This is a genomic window from Rathayibacter sp. AY2B7, from assembly GCF_002931635.1.
GTDB lineage: Bacteria > Actinomycetota > Actinomycetes > Actinomycetales > Microbacteriaceae > Rathayibacter.
Genome location: NZ_PSUC01000167.1, coordinates 1 through 4,104, shown reverse-complemented (window position 1 = coordinate 4,104; position 4,104 = coordinate 1). Strand labels below are relative to the sequence as shown.

The following is a 4,104-nucleotide window of genomic DNA, read 5'->3' as shown; positions in this document are numbered from 1 at the left end:
TGCGCAGGTTCCGGGTCGTGGTGCTCGAGCGGTAGGCGGAACGGGCGAGGATCCTCGCGACCGGCGTGTCCGTCGAGGAGCCGCGCGGGCAGCGCCAGTAGAGGACGCCGGCACCCCGGGCGACGAGCTCGACCGCCGGATCCGGCTCGCCGATCGCGGCCTGCGCGGCGTCGAGCGCCTCCTCGTCCGAGCCGAAGACGACGTACGGATGCGCCTCCTCGTCGATCCGCGGGAACGGGTAGGCGGCGAGCACCGCGGCGAGCGCCTCCTGCGTCACGAGCACGATCCAGGCGTCGTAGCCGAACCGCTCGGCGAGCGCCGCCTCGAGCGCGGGCTTCAGCTCGGCGGCCGGGCGGTCGGAGTCGAAGGCCGCGTTGCCGCTCGCGAGGACCGTCCGCACCCGGTCCACGCCGATGCCGGCGACCGTCTCGGCGAGCTCGGCGCTGCGGACGGTGCGGCCGTTGACGTTCACTCCGCGGAGGAGGGCGAGGAACCGGGTCATGCGGCCGACGGTAGCGTGACGGCATGGCGCGCGGAAGCGGACGACGACGACCCCGGCGGACCCTCGAGGAGGAGATCCTGCGGGCGAGCGAGCGCGGACCCGGGGCGAGGACGCGGGCGGAGACCGTCCCTCCCTCCGGACGCCGGCTGGTGGCGCCGCCCACCTCGGGCACCCTGCTCCACCTCGACGTGGACGCGCTGGTGGCGCTCGCCGCGCGGGAGGACCTGCTGATCGCGCTGGAGCGGCGGATCGGCGAGCACGCGGTGGCCGCGACTCCGGTGCTCTCGTGGTGGTCGGCGACTCCGTCGGTCCCGGGCGAGGAGGAGGAGCGCCGGCTCGACGCGCTCGTGCTGCGGACGGTGGAGCTCGGGGCGGGGCCGGCCGAGGACGTGGACTCGCGGCTGCGGGAGCTGGCGCACGAGGGCGATCTGGACGAGCTGGGCACCGCACTGGCGCTGCTCGCGCGGGTCCCGGATCCGCCGGCGGCGTTCCAGGATCCGGACGGGTTCCTGCGCGTGACGGTCCCGGAGTCGCCGTTCGAGCGGCGGCTCGAGGTCCTCGCGGAGGCGCAGGGCCGGGCGGGCGAGCTGCTGGTGCTGCTGCGCGACTGCGCGTTCACCGCGACCCTGCCGCGGCGGCGCTCGGCGATCGCAGCGATGAGCGGGCGGATCAGGGCGGCCGCGGACCCGGGGCGCCTCGACTCCCGGCGGCTGGACGAGCTCGCGGAGGCGGTGGACGCGGCGCTCGAGAAGCGGTGGACCGTGCTCTGACGGCGGTCCGCGCTACCGGCGCGCCCGTCGCAGTGACCGTTCGCGCACCGGTTCAGCCCCCGCGCACCCCGGGTGAATAGGCTGGACGGATGCCTCTCACCGGTCTCGACCTCCGCCGCTTCCCCGCCGCCCTGAACGACGAGGGCGGTCCCGACGCCGCCACCGCCGCGTGGGCCACCGCGATCAACGCGGGCTTCCACGAGAAGGAGTTCACGCCGGAGAAGCTGCGCGACTGGGCCGAGCACATGGTCGCCGACCAGCGCGTGCTCACCGCGGTCGTCGACTACTCCGCCCCCGAGGGACTCGACGGCGCGGGCGTGCCGGTCGGCACCTACGCGGCATTCCCCGGGGCCCTGCAGGTCGGCGGCGGACGCGAGCTGCCGGCGCACCTGGTGTCGCAGGTGACCGTGCGGCCCACGCACCGGCGCCGCGGCATCCTGCGCGCGATGATCACCGAGGACCTGCGCCTGGCGAAGGAGGCCGGCACCCCGGTCGCCGCGCTCACGGCGAGCGAGGCCTCCATCTACCGCCGGTTCGGCTTCGGCCGCTCGGCCTTCACGCGCTCCATCCGCGTCGACACCGGGCCGCGCTTCGGCCTGCAGACCGAGCCCGCCGGTCGCGTCGAGGTGGTCGCGACGAGCTGGCTGCAGCCGCGCATCCCCGCGGTGTTCGCCGCGTTCCAGGCGTCGACCCCCGGCTCGCTGACCCGCCAGTCGCGCTACGAGGCGAACTCCGTCGGCACCGCGTCCGGCGAGACCACGCCCGGCCTCGACGTCCGCTCGGCCGTCCACCTCGACGAGGAGGGGACGCTCGACGGCTTCGTGACCTACCGCGCGGTCGGGCCCGAGGACGACAAGACCCTCGAGATCGTCGACCTCGTCGCCCCCGGCGCCGACGCCTACCTCGCGCTCTGGGGCTACCTCGGCGCGGTCGACCTCGCCTCCGCAGTGACCTGGGACATGGCGCCGGTGGACGATCCGCTGACCTGGGCGCTCCGCGACGCGCGCGTGGTGCAGGTGAGCCACGTGGGCGACCTGATCTGGCTGCGGATCCTCGACGTCGCCGCCGCGTTCTCGGCCCGGCCGTGGACCGCTGACGGCTCGGTCGTGGTCGAGGTGACCGACGGGCTCGGGCTCGCCGACGGCCGCTACCGCCTCACCGCCTCGGGCGGCTCCGCCACCGTGGAGCGCACCGGGGACGAGGCCGAGCTCGCGCTGGACGTGGCCGACCTGGGCTCGCTGCTGCTGGGCTCGGTGCGGCCGTCGATCCTGGCGAAGGCCGGGCTGGCGCGCGTCACGGGCGAGGCGGGGCGGATGGACCGCCTGTTCGCGCCGATCGCGACGCCGTACTGCATCTCGTTCTTCTAGGGGGCACCGCCCTCCCGGCGGCGTTCCCGGGGGCACCGCCCTCTCGGCGGCAGCGCGCGGCCGCCGCGGACTGCCAGCCGCCTCCGGGCGTCCGCGCATCCCGCGTCGGTCATGCTGGAGGACCCGTCCCCGACACCGGCAGGAGTTCCGCGTGGGTGCATCCGTGATCGTCGACGTCATCGTCGTGCTGAGCCTCATCGGCGCGCTCGTCGACGGTCTGCGGCGCGGCCTGCTCAGGACCCTCGGCGGTCTCGCGGGGATCGTCGCGGGCGCGATCGGCGCCTCGTTCGCCGTGCCCGCCGTCTCGTCGTGGACGGCCGGCAGCGAGTGGCGCCTGCTCGCCGTGATCGGCACCGCCGTGCTGCTGCTGGGCGTCGGCTACGCGATCGGAGCGACGCTCGGCGCGGTCATCGGCCGCGGAGCCGACCGCGTGAAGCTCGGCCTGCTCGACCGGCTCGCGGGCGGCGTCGCCGGCGTCGCGATCTCCGGCCTGGTCTGGATCGCCGTCACCTCGGCCGTCTCCCTCCTCGGCGTCCCCCTCGTCACGACCTCGGTCGCCGGCTCGACGGTCATCCGCACGATCGACGACCTCACCCCCTCCCCCGTCCGCGCCTTCCTCGCCCAGCTGCAGTCGACCGTGGTCGACGAGGGCACGTCCTGGGTCGTCGAGGCGCTCGACGCACCGACCCAGGCGCCCGCGATCCCGGACGTCTCGACCGACGACCCGGAGGTCGCCGCCGCCACCCGCTCGGTCGTGCGCGTCTCCGGCACGGCCTGGGCCTGCGACGTCGGAGTGACGGGCAGCGGCTTCGTCGTCTCGGACGACCGCGTGATCACCAACGCGCACGTGGTCGGCGGAGTCTCTCAGCCGGTCGTCGAGGCGCCGGGCGAGGCCCCGCGCACCGGCCGAGTCGTCTACCTGGACCCGGCCGCCGACCTCGCCGTGATCGCCGTCGACGGGCTCGACGCCTCCCCGCTCCCGCTCGACGACGCCGTCGCCGCCGGGGACGACGCGGTGGTCGCGGGCTACCCCTTCGGCGGCCCGCTGACCCTCGGCTCGGCCGAGATCTCCTCCGACGCCACGGTCTCGCTGATGGTCGACGGAGCACCGACCTCACGGGAGGTGCTGACCCTCGCCGCCGTCGTCAACCAGGGCAACTCGGGCGGCCCGCTGCTCTCTCTCGAGGGCACCGTGTCGGGCGTCGTCTTCGGCAAGGCCGCCTCCGTCGACAACGTCGGCTACGCCATCCCGCTCTCGGTCCTCACTCCCGTGGTCGAGCAGGCCGCCTCGCTGACGGACGCCGTGGATCCGGGGGCCTGCCGCTCGAAGTGAGCGGTCACGGCAGCGGTCCGTCGACCAGCACGAGGGTGAGGTCGTCGAGCCGCACCGTCTCGGGCCGCGCCGACTCGAGGTAGGCGGACACGCGCGGATCGACGGGGAAGCGCGCCGACCGCTCGATCGCGA

General features: G+C 75.3%; 4 protein-coding genes. 3 read left to right on the top strand and 1 reads right to left on the bottom strand.

All coding sequences use genetic code 11. From position 1 onward, the window contains the following. Positions 1-502, bottom strand: a 502-nt coding sequence (locus tag C5C27_RS16775) for a DUF1697 domain-containing protein (RefSeq protein ID WP_104314970.1), incomplete at its 3' end; no start/stop codon positions are given. A 23-nt stretch (positions 503-525) separates the two neighbouring features. Between C5C27_RS16775 and C5C27_RS16770 the strand changes: the two genes are divergently transcribed. From C5C27_RS16770 to C5C27_RS16760, 3 genes are all read left to right on the top strand, one after another. After that, positions 526-1,272 carry a DUF2254 family protein gene (locus tag C5C27_RS16770; protein ID WP_104314969.1) on the top strand — a complete coding sequence of 249 codons (747 nt, stop codon included), beginning with the start codon at positions 526-528 and terminating at the stop codon, positions 1,270-1,272. An 89-nt stretch (positions 1,273-1,361) separates the two neighbouring features. After that, entirely contained in the window at positions 1,362-2,639 is a 1,278-nt protein-coding gene (locus tag C5C27_RS16765) for a GNAT family N-acetyltransferase (RefSeq protein ID WP_104314968.1), read from the top strand. A gap of 151 nt (positions 2,640-2,790) precedes the next feature. Continuing rightward, positions 2,791-3,972: a MarP family serine protease gene (locus C5C27_RS16760; protein ID WP_244230541.1), complete on the top strand. Its 1,182-nt coding sequence runs from the start codon at positions 2,791-2,793 to the stop codon at positions 3,970-3,972. The last annotated feature ends 132 nt before the right edge of the window (positions 3,973-4,104 follow it).

Excerpts from the sequence above, each read along its gene's own strand:
- C5C27_RS16770 (WP_104314969.1), top strand. The coding sequence starts at position 526 with ATGGCGCGCGGAAGCGGACGACGACGACCCCGGCGGACCCTCGAGGAG.
- C5C27_RS16765 (WP_104314968.1), top strand. The coding sequence starts at position 1,362 with ATGCCTCTCACCGGTCTCGACCTCCGCCGCTTCCCCGCCGCCCTGAAC.